This window comes from Cytobacillus praedii, from assembly GCF_001439605.1.
In the GTDB taxonomy this organism is placed as follows: domain Bacteria; phylum Bacillota; class Bacilli; order Bacillales; family Cytobacillaceae; genus Cytobacillus; species Cytobacillus praedii.
Map to the genome: position 1 here is coordinate 76430 of NZ_LMBX01000009.1, position 17613 is coordinate 94042.

Consider the following 17613-nt stretch of genomic DNA (forward strand, 5'->3'; position numbering starts at 1 on the left):
CCGTTTTAAATGAAGCGGCTGGTTTTTTTTATGAGTAAAAATAAGGACTTATTCGCAAACATGCTGCAAAATAATCGTTTGTGGGAAGAGACTGATTTCTGCTCAGGATGCTCCCTCTTCTGCCGGGTGGGAAATGAGCATCCTCGGAGCACAAGCTCTTGCGGGAGCTCACCTGTCCCACTGCTCCTATCAGCTAGTCTTTTTGATAAATAGAATACATAGTCAAAAACTACATTTTTTTTAGAAAAAAGCCTGAAGAAAAGACGCAAAAGTACTTATATATCTGAAACTCCCATACAATGATCACATTTGTTTCCATAGCATTCATGCTGTTCTTCTATTGCCTTCCCGCACTCAACACATTGCTTTGCCGGTAAATTTCTAAAGAAATCTAAAATGTTTTGGATCATTTTTGAAAGCCTCCTAAAGTTTGTGTTTGTTTGAATAGTAAGATTTCTTTAATTGTATTATAACAGCAAGGTGATGTCAACGACTGTTTTGATACAAAATACTGGAAATGAAAAAATAGGCTCATTCATGTATATTAGTAATGACAATATGTTTTTCATTCCTGCTATTAGGCGAAAATAACAAGGAAATAGATAGAAGGAGGAGAACTAATCATGAAGTTTACAGTAATCGGCTGCTGGGGCGGGTATCCAAAGGCAGATGAAGCAAGCTCGGGTTATTTGCTTGAACATGAAGGATACCATTTAATGATTGATTTCGGCAGCGGTGTTCTGGCGAAAATGCAAAAGATTATTCAGCCAGAAGAGATTAATGGGGTCATTCTTTCGCATTATCATCCGGATCATATTGCAGATATTGGTGTGCTGCAGCATGCCCGTCTTATTCAAGGTTTTTTGGGAAAGAAGACTGAAAACCTTCCAATTTATGGTCATGGGATAGATGAAAATGAGTTTTCAAAATTAACGTATAAAGAGATTACGAAGGGAATTGCTTATCAATCAGGTCAAACTTTAAAAATTGGCCCATTTGCGATACAATTTTTACAGACGGATCATCCTGTTCCGTGCTTTGCGATGAGAATTGAGGCCGACGGAAAATCCCTTGTCTATACTGCGGATACATCGTACAAAGAAGAATTCGTTCCTTTCTGTAATGGGGCGGATTTATTAGTGTGTGAATGTAATTTTTATAAGCATCAGAATGGCAAAAATGCGGGGCATATGACAAGCTACGATGCTGGAACTTTAGCACAGAAAGCCAATGTCAAAAAACTTCTGCTTACTCATCTGCCGCATTACGGGAATATTGAGCAATTAAAGGAAGAAGCTGCAGATATGTATAGTGGCCCAATTGCGCTTGCTGCCTATCAATGGTCCGTTAAATTATAAGGAGTGAATCACTATGCTATTTATTGATAATAAAGGAATAACCGATCCAAGAATAAATTTAGCGATCGAAGAATACGCGTTAAAAAATTTAGCTATTAACGAGACGTATTTGCTTTTTTACATAAATGAGCCATCCATCATTATCGGAAAGAATCAGAATACAATTGAAGAAATTAATACGGGATATGTGGAAGGAAACGGCATCCATGTTGTCCGCAGGCTATCTGGCGGTGGTGCAGTATACCACGATTTAGGAAACTTGAACTTTAGCTTCATCACGAAAGATGATGGGGAGAGCTTTCATAATTTCCGAAAGTTTACTGAGCCTGTTGTTGATGCATTAAGAAAGCTAGGGGTAGATGCTGAACTTAGCGGCAGGAACGATCTCACTGTTGAAGGAAGAAAGATTTCTGGAAATGCTCAATTTTCTACAAAGGGCAGAATGTTTAGCCACGGTACTCTGATGCTAGATTCCGAAATTGACAGCGTTGTTTCTGCATTAAAGGTGAAAAAGGATAAAATTGAATCAAAAGGGATCAAATCGATTCGCAGCCGTGTAGCAAATATTTCTGAGTTTTTAAAAGAAAACATTACGATTGAAGAATTCCGTGCCCTGCTGCTTGAAAATATTTTTGGCGGCAAGGACCAAATCGAGGAGTATGTTCTTACAGACGAGGATTGGGAAAAAATCCACCAGTTATCGAAGGAAAGGTATCAGAACTGGGATTGGAATTACGGGAAATCTCCTAAATTTAATTTGCAGCATTCCCATCGATTCCCAGTTGGCGGCATTGATATTCGACTGGATGTGGATAAAGGCAAAGTTGAAAATTGCAAAATATACGGGGACTTTTTCGGTGTTGGCGATGTTAGCGATATCGAAAATAAACTAATTGGTGTCCGCTATGAAAAGGCAGAACTAGAAAAAGCACTTGAAGAAATTGATATTAAACACTATTTTGGAAATATTACAAAAGAGGATTTTCTACAATTAATATACTAAAATTCATGAGAGTGTTCCTTACGGGGAACGCTCTTTTTAATGAGCATAAGTTAATAATAGGGATCTTTTATAAAAAAATGATGCTTTCAAATAGGTTATGTATGACAAACGGTTGCTAATAAAGTTGGTTGATTGGTGCGGAAGGTTGCGAGACCCGCGAAAATGCATTCGCATTTCCTTCATGCGGTATGTATTCAAAGAGCTTATTCAACATCCTGCGGGAAGTGTGGGACAGTTGAGCATCCTCGGAAGGCGAGCGGGCCTGGGAGCGGAAAAATCAACTCTACCCAACTATATATTTAAATAGCAATAATCTACAATAAAATGCTAAAACTTTTTACTACCGATGATGCGTCTTTAAATTGTATACAAATTAATAGCAATAAAGGAGCCTTTTTGCGACATGGGAAAGAAAAATAAATTTAATCACGATGAATTATTTACAAGCTTTATAAGAGAGAACAAAGAGAACTTTTATCGGCTAGCCTATAGCTATGTGAAAAATTCTGAGGATGCTTTAGATATCGTACAAGACTCGATTCATAAAGCAATCATATCTATTGACTCTCTTCAGGATTTAAAAACGCTTAAAAGCTGGTTTTATAGAATAGTGGTCAATACTTCCTTAGATTTTCTCAGGAAACATAAACGAGTCAGTATTGTGGATGCGGAAACAATGGAGTTTATCAGTTCAGGCAGTGAAGACCATTATGAGAATATTGATTTAGAAAGAGCGCTGGATCAATTATCTCCTGAATACAAAAGCATTATTGTTTTACGTTTTTTTGAGGATTTAAAAATTGAAGAAGTAGCGGATGTTCTCAATGAAAATGTTAATACGATAAAAACTCGATTGTATAAAGCATTGAAGCTATTGCGGATCGAATTGAACGATGAAATCATTAAGGGGGCAAACTAGAATGGACAAAAAACTAGAGCAGATGAAGACGGAGTATAAAAACATTCAAATACCGGATGAGCTGGATTTCATTGTCGAGAGGGCATTATTAAAAGGAAAGAAGAGCAAGAAGAAAAATGGGTATAAATGGATTGCTGGAACAGCTGCAGCTGCAGTTCTTTTTATCGGAGGACTGAATATTAACCCTGCTATGGCTAGCACTTTGGCGGAAATTCCAGTAGTTGGAAGCATTGTAAAGGTATTAACTTTTACAGAATATAAAGTGGATAAGGAAAAATACCAGGCAGATATAAAAGTACCAGCAGTATCAGATTTAGAAAATGAAGACTTGGCACAAAGTTTAAATGATAAATATATAAAAGAAGGAAAAGAACTGTATGATGATTTCATGACTGATATGAAGGATTTAGAGAAAAATGGCGGCGGTCATCTAGGTGTTGACAGCGGTTATGAGGTTAAAACAGATAATGATCAGATTCTTTCAATCGGCAGATATGTTGTAAATACAGTTGCTTCATCTTCAACGATTATGAAATACGATACAATTGATAAGAAAAATCAAATCTTGTTAAGTTTACCAATGTTATTTAAAGATGAAAGTTATGTGAATACAATTACTGAAAATATAAAAGAGCAAATGCGTGACCAAATGAAGGCGGATGAGAATAAAATTTACTGGGTTTCTGGGGCCGGTCTTGAAGATGAAGACCTTACAGAACTTTTTGAAACTATTAGCAAAGAACAAAGCTTCTATATTAATAATGACGGAAAATTAGTCATGTCCTTTGATAAGTACGAGGTGGCTCCGGGGTATATGGGTGTTGTTGAATTTATCATTCCGACGGAAGCAATTTCAGACATTTTAGTTAGCGATGAATATATTCATTAATAGGAAAACCGAACGGTGGCATCCGTTCGGTTTTTGATTTAGACAGTTTTTTTTAAAATTGTTGTTTTTGATTAAAGTTTTTTATTTATCAAAAAGACTAGTTGATTGGAGCGGAAGGTGCTAGTCCTCGAAAATGCATCCGCATTTCCTTCGTGCGGTGTGTATTCAAGGAGCTTATTCAACGTCCTGCGGGAAGTGTGGGTCAGGTGAGACCCCGCAGGCGTATTTATGCCGAGGAGGCTCAGCGCCCACCCCGCGGAAAGCGAGCAGCCAGGAGTGGAAATCAACCTCTGCCCACCAATGTTGATTTCCAACAATGTTTGAGAAAAGCGTTTTGATTTTATTTTAATATAAAAATTTTTGTTTGTGGAATTTTGAATAACTTGAAGATTACCATTAAAAACTTTTTTACTTGAATACATAACTTTCTTTCAATATAATATATTTAGAAAATTTTTTAAATAAAAATGAATGACTATTCATTCATCAGAAGGGGGAAAGGGATATGAATTTAACAAAACAGCTCCATGAAACAGCACAAACAATGGGGAGTAAACCAGCTTACTATTTTATGGACCAATCAAGTACATATGCTGAATTGGACGGAGCAGTAACGAAGTTTGCTTCTGGTCTTGAACAATTAGGGGTGAAAAAAGGCGATCATATTGCTTTGCTGCTAGGAAATTCTCCACATTTTGTGATCGGATTACATGGAGCGCTTCGTATTGGAGCAACAGTTATACCAATCAACCCGATTTATACACCTGATGAAATTGGTTATATCGTTAATAATGGAGATGTAAAGGCAGTGATAGCCCTTGATTTACTTCTCCCGCTAATTGAAAAAATGCACCCAGCTTTGCCAAAAGTAGAGAATTATATTATTTGCGAAACACCTCAAGGGAAGGAATCAGGTATTGATATTACAGCTCTGTCCGCATCTCCTAAATTGAAATCGTTTTCACAAGTGCTGGCATCAGGTGATTTACACTTCACTGGACCAGAATTAGCAGATGATGAAGTGGCAATTATTCTTTATACTTCAGGTACAACAGGCAAGCCAAAAGGCGCCATGCTGACACATAAAAATCTTTACAGTAATGCGAAGGATGTTAGCGATTATCTCCATATGAATGAAAATGACCGTGTCGTAACAACCTTGCCCATGTTCCATGTCTTTTGTTTAACTGTTGCTTTGAATGCCCCGCTAATGAATGGAGCAACGATCATTATCGATCCAAAATTCAGTCCTAAGGAAATGTTCAGGCTTGTTGAAACATATAAACCAACTGTATTTGCTGGTGTCCCAACGATGTATAATTTCCTCCTTCAATTTGCACAAAGCTTTGGCGGGGATTTAAGCTCGTTAAGGCTTTGTATTTCTGGCGGATCAGCTATGCCAGTTGCACTGTTGAAAAACTTTGAACAAAAATTTAATGTGCTGATTTCTGAAGGATACGGTCTCTCTGAAGCGTCACCTGTTACATGCTTTAACCCGCTGGACAAACCAAGAAAAGCTGGCTCAATTGGTCAATCGATTGTGAATGTCGAGAATAAAATCGTCAATGAGCTTGGTGATGAAGTTCCTGTCGGTGAGGTAGGAGAATTGATTGTCCGTGGGCCGAATGTGATGAAGGGCTACTACAAAATGCCTGAAGAATCAGCAGCAACCATAAAGGACGGCTGGCTGTATACCGGTGATTTAGCACGAATGGATGAGGAAGGCTACTTCTTTATCGTTGACCGGAAAAAAGAGTTAATCATTGTTGGCGGTTATAATGTGTATCCAAGGGAAGTAGAAGAGGTGCTTTATGACCATCCAGATGTTGTTGAGGCAGCTGTGATCGGTGTCCCTGATCCGAATCTTGGTGAGGCTGTTAAATGCTTTGTCGTTAAAAAGAATCCAAGCTTAACTGAAAATGAGCTAATGGACTATTGTTCACAGCATTTGGCGAAATATAAGCTACCTTCTTCCATTGAATTTTTAGAAGAGCTGCCGAAAAATACAACCGGAAAAATACTGCGAAGAGCGTTGAAAACTCAAGTTTTACAATAGATGCTAATTAGCTTAAATGGGAAAGCAGGCAAGGAAATCAAATGATTCCTGCCTGCTTTTTTCAGAATTTTGAAGGAAATTATATCGTTTTTCACGAATTGGAAGGTGTAGTAAATAATAGGGAGTGGATCATTTTTGAGTTCAATCAATATTGAATTGAAAAAGCATGTTGCTGTGGTGATGATTAATCGACCAGCTGCATTGAATGCTTTTAATTATGAAACGTTAACTGAGCTGCAGGATTCAATTGAGAAATTACGTACGAATCCCGAGGTCCGTATCATCATTTTTACAGGTTCAGGTGAAAAGGCATTCAGTGTAGGTGCTGATTTGAAGGAGCGAAAAACTTTATCAGATGTGGAAGTACGCCGAAATATATATAAGATTGGAGAGGTGTTTTCACTTATTGACCAGCTCCCTCAGCCAACAATTGCTGCGATAAATGGCTTCGCATTCGGCGGAGGAATGGAATTAGCTCTATCTTGTGATTTCCGGATTGCTGTTTCAGATGCAAAGATGGGACTGACAGAAACGAGCTTAGCGATCATTCCAGGTGCAGGGGGAACACAAAGACTGCCGCGCTTAATTGGTCAAGCAAAGGCGCTTGAATTAATTTTAACAGCAAAACGTTTAAGTGCTGAGGAGGCTTTAAATTACGGATTAGTAACAAAGGTAACCAATGCAGAAAACTTAATGGATACATGCTTTGAGCTTGCTGAACAGATGCTGGCGAACGGTCCATTAGCCCTTCAGCAAGCAAAATTTGCAGTCAAACAAGGAATGAATGTAGATTTGCAGACAGGTCTGCAAATCGAAAGGAAGGCATATGAAGTTATTATTCCAACAGAAGATCGAATCGAAGCTCTTCAAGCATTTTCAGAAAAAAGAAAGCCAGAATTTAAAGGGAAATAAGGAAACAGCAGCTTTAAATAGAGAGAACATGGCAGAATGGGCCATGTTCTTTTTTATTGTTATTTTTAAAAATTTTTTGAAAATAGTAAAAAGTACTTGAATTTCTATCTTTAGTAGACTTATAATTTAGTGAATAAAAGCATAAAAGCGTTTAAGTGAAAAAGGGGTGCGATAAATGATTAAGAAATTAAAAATACTAGCAGCTGCTAGTTTAGTAGGTGTTACGTTATTGAGCGGATGTGGCAGTGAAAGTACGGAAGGAAATGCTGCAGAGGGTGAAAAGGGAAAAACCTACAAGATTGGCTTAACACAATTTGCTGAACACCCATCCCTTGATGCGGCAACAGAAGGATTTAAAAAAGCATTGGAAGAGGAAGGGTTTAAAGAGGGAGAAAATGTAGAATACGATTTCCAAAATGCACAAGGGGATATGAATAACACGCAGACGATAGCGAATAACTTTGTCGGAGACAAGGTTGATTTAATTTTTGCAAATGCAACACCAAGTGCTGTCAGTGCCTTAAATGCAACAAAGGATATTCCGATTCTTTTCACTTCTGTAACAGATCCAATTGGTGCAGGATTAGTAGAAGCACTAAATAAACCAGGAGATAATATTACAGGAACAACAGACAACCATCCAGATGGAACGGCCAAAACGATTCACTTTATTGTGGAACAAACAGGGGCAAAAAATATCGGTGTCATCTCTAATGCAGGAGAGCAGAACTCTGAGGTACAGGTAGATCAAGTGAAGGCACTTGCAGAGGAAAAAGGTGCAACTGTTGTCGAAGCGTCAGTGTCCACTTCTGCTGAGGTGAAACAGGCTGCTGAATCCTTAGTTGGTCGTGTTGATGCCATCTATGTACCAACAGATAATACAGTTGTTTCAGCATTAGAATCTGTTATTTCAGTTGCAAATAGTGAGAAGATCCCATTATTTGTGGGAGAATTGGACTCAATGGAGCGCGGTGCGATTGCTGCAAGCGGATTTAGCTATTTTGATCTTGGCTACCAAACAGGGAAAATGGCTGTGGAAATATTAAAAGGAAATAAAAAAGTATCCGAAATTCCAGTTGAGCTTCCCGGAAGTTTGAAGTTAGTTATTAATAAAAAGGCTGCTGAGGCACAAGGGCTTGCAGTAAAACAAGAGTGGGGAGAAATTGCAGAGTTTTTCGAAGGGAAATAATAGAGAAAGCTTTTATTTGCAAAAGCAAAAAATAATAGTGAGCAGCAGTATTTGCAAAAGACAACATATATTTTCAAACCATCAGAGGGGATGAGAACAATGCCAACAGCTATTTTTGGTTCGATAGAAGCAGGTGCCATCTATGCTTTAATGGCATTAGGTGTCTATCTATCATTTAGAATACTTGATTTCCCTGATCTAACTGTAGATGGAAGCTTTGTCACAGGTGCGGCTGTGTCGGCAGTCCTTATTGTAGGAGGGACAGACCCATTTATTGCGACGCTTGCCGCAATATTTTCCGGATTTGCAGCAGGCTGTATGACAGGGCTTCTCCATACGAAGGGAAAAATAAATCCGCTTTTATCCGGAATTCTTATGATGATTGCTTTATATTCTATTAATTTGCGAATTATGGGGAAGTCCAATGTTCCCCTTCTTGCGGAAGAGACAGTAATGACAAAGTTAACGGCTTTTTGGCAAAGCCTTGGTTTGGATGAGATGCTGCAAACGGTGTTATCGGCGACTGGTTTTGTACCGAAAACATGGGGAATTCTTATTCTCATGCTGATACTGGCATTTATTGTTAAAGTCAACATTGATCTATTTTTAAAAACAGATATTGGTCTTGCAATTCGAGCAACTGGGAATAACGAAACGATGATTCGCAGCTTTTCAGCGGATACGGATTTGCTGAAAATTATAGGGCTTGGACTTTCCAATGCACTTGTCGCATTCTCAGGTGCTTTAGTAGCGCAGTATAACGGGTTCAGTGATGTTGGAATGGGCATCGGGATGATTGTGATTGGGCTTGCTTCAGTTATTATTGGCGAAGCGATTTTCGGTGCAAAAACAATTGTTAGGGCAACTTTAGCTGTCATTGGCGGAGCCATTTTGTACCGAATCATTGTTACAGCTGCACTCCGGGTTGAATTTCTTGAAGCGGGAGATATGAAGCTTATTACTGCATTAATTGTTGTATGTGCACTAATTATCCCTAAAATTCTTGAAAAGCAAAGGGAAAGACAGCGGAAAAAACGTCGGGCAGTTCAAAAAGCTTATGAGGGTGGTGAACAGCTTGCTGTTATTAAAACAGATTCATAAGGTATTTAATGAGGGCACACCCGATGAGAAAGTTGCCTTAAAAAATATGGAGCTTTATTTAAAGCCTGGTGATTTCATGACAGTAATCGGCAGTAATGGGGCAGGTAAGTCAACGCTCATGAACCTTATTTCTGGAAAAATGATACCAGACTTAGGGGAAGTCCTCATTGACGGAAAAGATGTTACGATGGTGAAGGAGCATAAACGATCAAGATTAATTGGACGTGTCTTTCAGGATCCGATGGCCGGAACTGCTCCGGCAATGACGATCGAAGAAAATCTTGCCATTGCCTTTTCAAGAACATCTTCACGCGGATTTAAAAAAGGTGTGACGAAAATGAGGCGAAGCTTCTTTCAGGAAAAGCTAGAAACCCTTCATCTTGGTTTGGAAAATCGCCTGCAGGCAAAGGTTGGTTTGTTATCAGGAGGAGAAAGGCAGGCACTGTCCTTATTAATGGCCACGTTCACTGAACCGAAAATTCTCCTTCTTGATGAACACACGGCTGCCCTGGATCCTGCTCGTGCAGAACTGATTACTGCACTTACGAAGGAAATTGTCAAAACCTATCAGCTTACGACCTTGATGGTCACCCACAACATGCAGCAGGCTTTGGATCTCGGTAATCGCTTGATTATGATGGATAAAGGACAGTTAATTTTTCAGGCAAATGATGAACAGAAGCAATGCTTAACAGTTGAAAAGCTATTAGAAGAATTTCAGCGGATTCGTGGAGAGAAGATGAACAGTGATAAGGCGGTACTCATTTAAAAGTGCAATTGCTAGATAAACTGGTAAACATGCAAGATAAAATATGAAACTTGCTAGATAAATCTTAAAAAGTGCTAGATAAGATTTGAAACTTGCTAGATAAGTCGTAAAAAGTACTAGATAAAATAAAAAAAGTGCTAGATAAGTGCACTAGTAATCGTTCCATTTAAAAAGGCATATCACGCCATTTGTGATATGCCTTTCAATTATGGATAATACATGACTACCTGAAGTCTGATAATCTCTGATCCGCTATTTTTATACGTATGAGCCTTGTTTGCTAAGAAACGGAGCGAGTTCCCTTGCTCGATTTGGATTTTCTGCTCACCGATATGCATGTCAAGTTTGCCTGTCATGACCGTAACATACTCTTCCACGCCTTCATTATGCTTATCTGCCGTATGCTGACAGCCAGGCTCAATTTCTACGATGAATATTTCAAACTTTTTTCGCGGGTCAAATGGAAAAGTGGGGTATACCCGGTAATTTCCATTACTTTCGATAATTGGTGAAATAGCCTGTAAATCAACTTGAAGAACATCTGAGGGCTTTTCACTAATTAAGGAAGAAAATGAGACTTGAAGCCCTGTCGCAATTTTCCATAATGTTGTGACGGTTGGATTGGACTCCCCGCGTTCTATTTGTCCAAGCATGGCTTTGCTGACCCCAGTAATGTCAGCTGCCGTATCCAAACTATATCCTCTTGTTTTACGAATATTCTTTAGGTTGACTCCGATGTTTTTTTGAATATTCTCCATTATTTCCTCCGGAATAGTTGTTTATTATAACGCACATATGTATAATATAATCAACTAAATGTCTTTTATACTATCCATTATAGCTATTATAGTATATTTTTAAAACTAATTATTAGAAATTTCAGATGGAAAAGGCGGTGACTTCATGGCGGAACTAGCAGTAAATAGGTCTGCATCAGAATTTAGGAAAGGGATACAAGCAGGAATCAGCATTGCAATTGGCTATGCTCCGATTGCACTAACCTTTGGGCTATTAGCTAAAACGACAGGTCTTTCCATTGGCGAAACAGTGCTCATGAGCTTGGTTGTTTTCGCCGGTGCCTCACAATATATCTCGTTAAGCTTAGTAACGTTAGGAACAGGGATCGTTGAAATCATCTTAACTACATTTATTGTAAATATTCGGCATTTCCTTATGTCTACGGCGTTAAATGAAAAAAGTGAAGAGGATCATTTCATTAATAAAGCAATCTATTCCTTTGGGATAACAGATGAAACCTTTTCTGTTGCTGCGATGAAAGAAGGAACGGTTACATCCGGATATATGTTTGGGTTGAACCTTATTTCATATGTGAGCTGGGTTGTTTGCTCAGGAATTGGCTTCTTAATTGGCGCTAGTTTGCCGCAAACATTGCAGGAGAGTATGTCAGTTGCTCTTTATGCGATGTTTATCGGTTTACTCGTTCCATCTATGAAAAAAAGCATCAAGGTTGTGTACCTTGCTGCTCTAGCTGCTTGTTTTAACACGATTTTTACGTTAACCAATGCCTTATCATCTGGATGGGCTATTGTTGCTGCTACATTGCTATCCGCCGTTCTCGTTGAAATTATTGAAGGTTTAAAGAAAAAGCAAAGGGGGGAAGGACATGAGTAGCGAAATTGTCTGGATGATTCTTGGAATGGGCGTGGTCACCTATATCCCAAGAATGCTGCCGTTTGCCCTTTTTAAAGGAAAGGAGCTTCCCCCGTTTCTTCAAGGTGTATTAAAAAATGTTCCATCCGCTACATTAGGCGCTCTTATTTTTCCTGGTGTATTATTCATTCAAGAAGATATTTGGTTTGGAATACTTGGTGCTGCTGCCGCATTTCTTGTTGCTTATCTAGGCGCAAATGTTATTGTGGTCGTGTTAGGTGCAATCGCTGTATTATCTGTCTACTCCTTTATTATATAATGAAAAGACCGGTTTTCTATGAAAACCGGTTTTGCTGTGTAAAAATCGTACAAACTATATAGTGAGTGACTGATTTCCGCAGACAAGTAGTTCTAAATATGATTTTTTATACTAAACTAAATATTGAAAGGCTGTACAAATTGGGGGGAGCGAAATGGCAAGGAAAATTGGCTTTTATGGAATTCTAGCATATGTCATATATGGGCTATTTTTTTATTGGTATTTATTTCACTTTGCAGATACAAGTCTGCAGTTTGAGTATGAAGGTACAAGGGCCGATCCTGCTACATTTTTAAATGGAAGAGAGCTCATGTTAAGCGAGGAATATTCAAAAGTAAGAAATTTATTGTTTTTCCTATCAACGCCGTTTGAATGGCTATTTTATTTATTTGTCCTCCTTCTTGGGCTAGGAAATGCTTTTAAAAAATGGGCTGGGCAGTCTTCAAAATTTAAGGCTGTTCAGTCTGCTATTTATCTTTTTTGGCTTTCTCTCTTTGCATTTGCTGCTACAACACCGTTAAGCTACATTAGCTACTCCCTTTCCAAAAGCTATAATATTTCAACACAAAGCTTTAGCAGCTGGATGAAGGATGAGCTTATCGATTTTTGGGTTAACTTTGGGATGATGATCATTATTGTCGGTGTTCTTTATTGGCTCATCAATAAAAGCCGCAAACGCTGGTGGCTGTATGCATGGCTGCTGTCTATTCCATTTACTTTATTTATGATGTTTCTTCAGCCAGTTGTTATTGATCCGCTTTACAATGATTTTTATCCATTGAAAAACAAAGAGCTGGAAGCAAAAATCTTAGAACTGGCTGCTAAAGCCAACATTCCTGCTGAACATGTTTTTGAAGTGAATATGGCGGAAAAAACGAATTCCCTTAACGCATATGTAAATGGAATTGGTTCTAATTCGAGAATTGTTCTTTGGGATACAACATTAAACCGATTGAATGATGATCAAATTTTATTTATTATGGCCCATGAAATGGCTCATTATGTTGAAAAACATATTTACTTTGGAATTGCCGGTTATTTGCTTCTATCACTTATTGGGCTTTATTTATCAGCAAGGATTATGGAATATGTAATCGGCAAATGGGGGAAAGTGCTTAAGGTTCCAGCGGTAAATGACATTCGTTCTCTTCCGGTGTTTTTAATGATTCTTTCTATGCTATTATTTATTTCAAGCCCATTTTCCAATTTCGTCTCCCGATATCAGGAATCACGTGCAGATAAATATGCAATAGAAATGACGAAGAATACAGATGCAGCGATTGGTACATTTCAAGAATTGACTCGCGCAGGTTTAAGTCAAGTGAACCCGCCGTTGCTTGTGAAAATTTTCCGTTATGGACACCCTACAATGCTCGAACGCATCTCGATGTTAGAAGAATATGAAATCAATCATAAATCAAGAAAAGCGGAAGCGCCTTGATTTCGCCGGAAAAATTGGAAGGGCCGGTTTTTTCGATGAAGGAAATACAATGAGCGGAGCAAATTGATGTCGACTTATCATTGGAAGGACCTGAAGTTTGATACGAGATAGGACGCTTGCGCCAGACAATTCTTCAATACTAGGGTTATACTCTTTGCTCCTTATAACGAATGAAAAAGATACATCCCCCGGCATAATACCGGGGGATGTATCGATAGAAGCTACGTGCCGAAACGTTTAGTAAGTTCCAAATATTGTTTAGAAAGAGAATTAAATGCTCGTTTATTTTCTGTATCAATGGCTTCATCGATTTTTTCCATCAGCTTTGCTTTTTCTTTTTTGAGTAAAATTTCCGAAAGCAGCATATCAATGTAGAGATCTAATACAAAAGACTCCTTTAGTTGCTTCTTTTTCATAGCGCTTTTTTTCATCAGCTCGGTGTATGATTTTTCATTCATGAAAATCACCTCAATGCTTTTTACTATTATATGGAGTTACCTTGATTTATTCAACTTAATTTTGAATTTTTCGAAAATTATTTTCGTGGAGATTTTGAACAAATTAGTAACATTTTGAAAAAAATGAATTATTTTACTATAAACCTGATATGATGGAGGCGAAACTTTATATAGGGGAGTTGAAGAAATGAATGGCCAAGAAATATCCTCTTTAATTGATGAATATGAAATTAACCCGAATACGATGGTTGTCATGCCTCTGGCATACGGTTCGAAAATTTATTCGCAAATTTGGGAGCTGGAGGATGAATTTATATCACCATTTAAACCAATTGATATTATTAAAAAGAGCTGTACATTTTTTGGTTCTAGTTATGATGGGCGTAAAGAAGGAACCCGTCAATTAACTGGAATTACCCACAAAGCACCAATTACTATTGACCCCACAAACTTCATTTATTTTTTTCCAACTACTTCAGCGAGCAACTCACAATGCATATGGATTTCATCTGAACATATTCTTTCTTACCACCGTTTCGATAGGGGCAATACGGAGGTAATATTTAAAAATAAACAATCAAAAATTATACCGGTATCTTTCAATTCCTTCAACAATCAGGTTTTAAGAACAGCTCTTTTAAGAACAACGCTCATTAGCAGGATTGAAGAATCAGAACGGAAAGCACTGTATTTTTTTAATGGGACAAGGAGTATAGGTGCATTAGAAAGGGCAAGCAAATATCGGACTAGAGGTTTTAAGGGCTAAGGGGGCATGTTTTCCACTCTTCCTTCACCTTTAGTTTTTCGGGCTCTTTATATAACTGCTCATATGCCGCTTATATAAATAATAATCCATCAGCTCTTGCACCTTGTTGCGAATACGTGGGTTGAAGTAATTGTGCTGTTCTTCATAACCTTTATACAGAAATAGGAACATCGTGAAAGCTTCATCCCGCTTTAACTGCTGTACTTTAAGCTTATTCTTGCTCATGTAAAGTTTGACTGCCGATAATTCCTTCTGAATGACCTTCATTGTTTCCTCAACTAAATTTAAATAGGGCTGCGGGAGTTTGAAAGAGCTCTTATTTATGACAGTCAGATCACGATTTAAAATCGTCAGCACCATTGGTAAATAAATAGCCTGCTCCAGTATGTTGCGATCTTCCTCAGGAATTCTTGTCATATTCCCTTCCTCCTTCATACATTCAAAAAATAAAACAGAACACTTGTTCTAATTTTACAGATAAATTATTTCGTTTGCAAGAGGCATTCTTTGTCGAATTTGCCAATATTTAAAATGAAAATAAAAGAGAAGCAGGGAAATTAATTCTATTGTCGAAATAAAAAAGATCATACAAAAGGAGGATGAAAAATAATGACAGAAAAACGGTCTATACAAGCGGAAGATCTTTATCAATTGAAATCAGTAGCAGATCCCCAGCTGGCTAGCAATGGGAGAGATTGTGTATTTGTTGAAACGGTAATGCTGGAAGAGGAGAATAAATATTCTTCCCATCTATACTACATAAATATAAATGAAAAGAGTGAGCCTGTTCAATGGACATTTGGTGAAACTCGAAACCACTCACCTAGATGGTCTCCAGATGGGCAGAAGGTAGCGTTTGTATCAGATCGAAACGGAAAGGGACAAATTTATGTCTTAGATGTAAAAGGGGGGGAAGCCCGCCAATTAACAACATGCCCAAATGGTGCAGCAAACCCTGTATGGTCGCCTGATGGGATGAAAATTGCCTTTAATGCGGCATTAAAAAATGGTGAATCTTTATCGTCATCTAATAAAAGTGAAGAAAGAAAAGATAAAAGGCCTGTACCGCTTGAAGTGGATAAAATGAAATATAAATCAGATTCCGATGGATTTTGGGATGGAAACTACACCCAGGTTGCAATCGTAGATATTCGAACAGAGGAAAGGAGTTTGCTCACGGCAGGTGAGCACGACTATCAGCTGCAATCATGGTCGCCAGACGGAAAATATGTAACGGTTACAGCTGATTTAAGCGAGGAGAAGGATCAGTCATTCCTGAGTGATGTTTACCTCATCGATACAGAAACAAAAGAAGCAAGACAGTTGACAGAAAGTACAGGATACTTTGGAAGTGCAACATGGTCCCCTAATGGGAAATATATTGGGATGTTAGGACATGAAAGGGAATATAAAAATGCGACACTCTCAAAAATTTGGATATATGACATGGAAGCTGAGAAGCTTGATTGCCTAACGCAGGATTCTGATTTACTAATTGGAGATTATGCGATTGGTGATTTCCAGCAAGGAGCAGTCACGCCAGGGGTTCTATGGGGGGAGGATAATCACAGCTTTTATTTCTTAGCTACAGATCATGGCAATACGGCTGTTTATTATGGGACATTAGCAGGTGAGCTATATCCGGCTTTGCTCGACGCCCAGCATGTATACGGACTCTCCACTGGCGGGAAAGTTGATCGTGCAGTCGTAGCCTTAAGCAAGCCGTCGCACCCGGGAGATCTATTTGTGCTTCACGTGACTTCAGGAGAGCTAGAGCAGCTGACAAACGTAAACGAAGCATTCTTGCAAGAAACCATCCTAGCGGAGGCAGAGCCGATTGAATTTTCATCTTCAGATCATTGGGACTTGCATGGCTGGGTGATGAAACCAGTTCATTTCAAAGAAGGGGACAAGGTTCCATTAATTCTTGAAATTCATGGTGGCCCGCATGCAATGTATGCGAATACGTATTTTCACGAATTTCAATGTCTAGCTGCTCAAGGGTACGCTGTATTGTATATAAATCCAAGGGGAAGCCATGGATATGGCCAGCAGTTTGTTGATGCAGTACGAGGGGATTATGGCGGAAAAGATTACGAGGATCTTATGGATGCAGTGGATTATGCGATCGCAAACTTTGATTTTATTGATGAGAATCGTTTAGGTGTAACAGGCGGCAGCTATGGCGGTTTTATGACGAACTGGATTATCGGTCATACAAACCGTTTTAAGGCTGCTGTGACTCAGCGTTCCATTTCCAATTGGATTAGCTTTTATGGTGTAAGTGATATTGGCTATTATTTTACTGATTGGCAAATTAAGAGTAGCTTGAATGATATTGAAACACTATGGAAGCATTCACCGCTCGCCTATGTGGATAAGGTGGAAACACCGCTCCTCATCCTGCATAGCGAAAAGGATTACCGCTGTCCAATTGAACAGGCAGAACAGTTATTTATTGCTTTAAAAGACCGGAAGAAAACAGCTAAATTTATCCGTTTTCCTGAAGCTAATCATGAGCTTTCAAGAAGTGGAAAGCCAAATCTGCGAATCAGCCGCTTACACTACATTGCAGACTGGTTTAATGAATATTTGAAATAGAAATAAAATCGCAAACCTTTTATTAGGTTTGCGATTTTATTTTTGTCTAGCGGAAGCGGCCTGCTCCCGGTTACAAAACGCCAGTGCTGGCATTGCGACAGGACAAGGAAAACCTCGAGCATTATTAAAAGTTGATGCATTTGGAAAGCAGCCGCGTTTTTGTCCGCCTCAAGCTCACAAGACAAGCCTCCCTAAAGAGAGAAAGAACAACCGATTCGTGA

General features: G+C 38.6%; 18 protein-coding genes. 14 read left to right on the forward strand and 4 right to left on the reverse strand.

Features of this window, described 5'->3' with window-relative positions; genetic code table 11:
* Nucleotides 1-275: 275 nt before the first annotated feature.
* Nucleotides 276-410: a protein YhfH gene (yhfH, locus tag ASU02_RS25830; RefSeq protein WP_082631773.1), complete on the reverse strand. Its 135-nt coding sequence runs from the start codon at nt 408-410 to the stop codon at nt 276-278.
* Between the two features lie 213 nt (nt 411-623).
* On the opposite strand from yhfH, the gene ASU02_RS11665 reads away from it, so the two are divergent.
* The 9 genes from ASU02_RS11665 to ASU02_RS11705 all read left to right on the forward strand — a co-directional run bounded on the left by ASU02_RS11665 (nt 624) and on the right by ASU02_RS11705 (nt 10196).
* Nucleotides 624-1358: an MBL fold metallo-hydrolase gene (locus tag ASU02_RS11665; RefSeq protein ID WP_057763721.1), complete on the forward strand. Its 735-nt coding sequence runs from the start codon at nt 624-626 to the stop codon at nt 1356-1358.
* Nucleotides 1359-1371: 13 nt separating this feature from the next.
* A complete protein-coding gene (locus ASU02_RS11670) occupies nt 1372-2361 on the forward strand; it encodes a lipoate--protein ligase (RefSeq protein ID WP_057763722.1) in 990 nt (329 codons plus the stop codon).
* A 403-nt stretch (nt 2362-2764) separates the two neighbouring features.
* Entirely contained in the window at nt 2765-3280 is a 516-nt protein-coding gene (locus ASU02_RS11675) for an RNA polymerase sigma factor (protein WP_057763724.1), read from the forward strand.
* A gap of 1 nt (nt 3281) precedes the next feature.
* Entirely contained in the window at nt 3282-4169 is an 888-nt protein-coding gene (locus ASU02_RS11680; RefSeq protein ID WP_057763726.1) for an anti-sigma-V factor rsiV, read from the forward strand.
* A gap of 505 nt (nt 4170-4674) precedes the next feature.
* The gene (locus ASU02_RS11685; protein ID WP_057763727.1) at nt 4675-6225 is read left to right on the forward strand and encodes a fatty acid--CoA ligase family protein; all 1551 of its coding nucleotides are present in this window, start codon (nt 4675-4677) and stop codon (nt 6223-6225) included.
* A 135-nt stretch (nt 6226-6360) separates the two neighbouring features.
* On the forward strand, nt 6361-7137 hold the full coding sequence (locus ASU02_RS11690) for an enoyl-CoA hydratase-related protein (protein ID WP_057763731.1): 777 nt from the start codon (nt 6361-6363) through the stop codon (nt 7135-7137).
* Between the two features lie 175 nt (nt 7138-7312).
* Nucleotides 7313-8326 carry an ABC transporter substrate-binding protein gene (locus tag ASU02_RS11695; RefSeq protein ID WP_057763735.1) on the forward strand — a complete coding sequence of 338 codons (1014 nt, stop codon included), beginning with the start codon at nt 7313-7315 and terminating at the stop codon, nt 8324-8326.
* A 99-nt stretch (nt 8327-8425) separates the two neighbouring features.
* Complete coding sequence (locus tag ASU02_RS11700; RefSeq protein WP_057763737.1) at nt 8426-9427, forward strand: ABC transporter permease; 1002 nt, start codon at nt 8426-8428, stop codon at nt 9425-9427.
* Nucleotides 9402-10196: an ABC transporter ATP-binding protein gene (locus ASU02_RS11705; protein WP_057763739.1), complete on the forward strand. Its 795-nt coding sequence runs from the start codon at nt 9402-9404 to the stop codon at nt 10194-10196. Before ASU02_RS11700 ends, ASU02_RS11705 begins: the two co-directional genes overlap by 26 nt.
* Before the next feature lie 206 nt (nt 10197-10402).
* Here the strand turns inward: ASU02_RS11705 and ASU02_RS11710 are convergent, their stop codons facing one another.
* The gene (locus ASU02_RS11710; protein ID WP_057763741.1) at nt 10403-10954 is read right to left on the reverse strand and encodes a helix-turn-helix domain-containing protein; all 552 of its coding nucleotides are present in this window, start codon (nt 10952-10954) and stop codon (nt 10403-10405) included.
* A 145-nt stretch (nt 10955-11099) separates the two neighbouring features.
* Between ASU02_RS11710 and ASU02_RS11715 the strand changes: the two genes are divergently transcribed.
* From ASU02_RS11715 to ASU02_RS11725, 3 genes are all read left to right on the forward strand, one after another.
* Complete coding sequence (locus ASU02_RS11715; RefSeq protein WP_057763745.1) at nt 11100-11828, forward strand: AzlC family ABC transporter permease; 729 nt, start codon at nt 11100-11102, stop codon at nt 11826-11828.
* Nucleotides 11821-12126 carry an AzlD domain-containing protein gene (locus ASU02_RS11720; protein ID WP_057763746.1) on the forward strand — a complete coding sequence of 102 codons (306 nt, stop codon included), beginning with the start codon at nt 11821-11823 and terminating at the stop codon, nt 12124-12126. The genes ASU02_RS11715 and ASU02_RS11720 overlap by 8 nt, the downstream gene beginning before the upstream one ends.
* A gap of 154 nt (nt 12127-12280) precedes the next feature.
* Entirely contained in the window at nt 12281-13567 is a 1287-nt protein-coding gene (locus tag ASU02_RS11725) for a M48 family metallopeptidase (RefSeq protein ID WP_057763747.1), read from the forward strand.
* A 221-nt stretch (nt 13568-13788) separates the two neighbouring features.
* Here ASU02_RS11725 and ASU02_RS11730 read toward each other — a convergent pair whose 3' ends face one another.
* Complete coding sequence (locus ASU02_RS11730) at nt 13789-14025, reverse strand: IDEAL domain-containing protein (protein WP_057763748.1); 237 nt, start codon at nt 14023-14025, stop codon at nt 13789-13791.
* Between the two features lie 187 nt (nt 14026-14212).
* Between ASU02_RS11730 and ASU02_RS11735 the strand changes: the two genes are divergently transcribed.
* Nucleotides 14213-14791 carry a competence protein ComK gene (locus tag ASU02_RS11735; RefSeq protein WP_057763749.1) on the forward strand — a complete coding sequence of 193 codons (579 nt, stop codon included), beginning with the start codon at nt 14213-14215 and terminating at the stop codon, nt 14789-14791.
* Nucleotides 14792-14821: 30 nt separating this feature from the next.
* Here the strand turns inward: ASU02_RS11735 and ASU02_RS11740 are convergent, their stop codons facing one another.
* Nucleotides 14822-15208, reverse strand: a complete 387-nt coding sequence (locus ASU02_RS11740; RefSeq protein WP_057763752.1) for a hypothetical protein — start codon at nt 15206-15208, stop codon at nt 14822-14824.
* 192 nt (nt 15209-15400) lie between these two features.
* Between ASU02_RS11740 and ASU02_RS11745 the strand changes: the two genes are divergently transcribed.
* On the forward strand, nt 15401-17392 hold the full coding sequence (locus tag ASU02_RS11745; RefSeq protein ID WP_057763754.1) for a S9 family peptidase: 1992 nt from the start codon (nt 15401-15403) through the stop codon (nt 17390-17392).
* The last annotated feature ends 221 nt before the right edge of the window (nt 17393-17613 follow it).